At 64.7% G+C, this 929-nt stretch carries 2 pseudogenes; both read right to left on the reverse strand.

Features of this window, described 5'->3' with window-relative positions:
* Positions 1-648: pseudogene (locus AC0L2K_RS34895) on the reverse strand (ABC transporter transmembrane domain-containing protein); the annotation flags it as partial.
* Positions 648-929: pseudogene (locus AC0L2K_RS34900) on the reverse strand (ABC transporter ATP-binding protein); the annotation flags it as partial. The pseudogenes AC0L2K_RS34895 and AC0L2K_RS34900, both read right to left, overlap by 1 nt.

Below are 929 nucleotides of genomic sequence, written 5' to 3' on the forward strand. Positions count from 1 at the left end.
CCCGAAGCCATGGCGCGCTGCATCACGCTGTACTGCATGGTGAGCGAGCGGATCGGGTCGAAGAAGCGCTGGATGTAAACAGGAACGCCACCATGACGCCGACGTCGAGGCTGTGCGACAGCACCATCGAGCCGCCCACGACGATGACTGTCGCCATGGCGAACCCGGTCAGCGTGTGCAGGCGCGACATCAGCCGGCCGGCCTCGGTCTTGTCCATGAAGCTCAGCGAGACCCGCTGCAGGTGGCTGAACATGGCGCGGCGCAGGTCGGAGAGCACGTTTTCGGCCACCTTGCCGACGACGCTCTCCTGCACATAGCTGGCGCCGTAGTTGATGAGGATGATCGTCGCGAAGGCGCCCGTCGCCCAGATCATCACCCACCGGTCCAGCCTGCCCGCCGACATGCCGTGGTCGATGGCGTAGTGGATGACCAGCGGGATCGCCAGCTGCGTCAGCGTGAACACCAGGACCGCGGCGACCGAGATGAAAATCCGGCCTCGATACGGTTTCACGAAGCTCCAGATGCGCCGCAGGATGCGCGATCATAGACCTTGCCGAAGACTTCTTCCTCGTCGCGGTGCGAGCCGACGACCGCCTTTGTCGGCCGCCCGTTGGTGTCTTCCTTCTCGTCGCCGCTATGTGTCGACATCACGCGGCTCCCGTTACAACGGGTCGGTCATCGTCCGGCCGCAGCTGCAGGTCGTAAAGGGCGCGGTAACGTCCGCCGAGCGCCAGCAGTTCCTCATGCGTGCCGCGCTCGACGATCCGGCCGCCCTCCACGAACGGGATCTGGTCGGCATGCATCAGTGAACTCAGCCGGTGCGAGATGATGAGCGTCACGCGGTCCTTGGCGAAGCGTTTCATCGCTGCCCGGATACGCTGCTCGGTGCCGGCGTCGATGGCAGCAGTGGAATCGTCGAAGACCAGCAC

The sequence above is a fragment of the Mesorhizobium sp. WSM4817 genome (assembly GCF_055811135.1).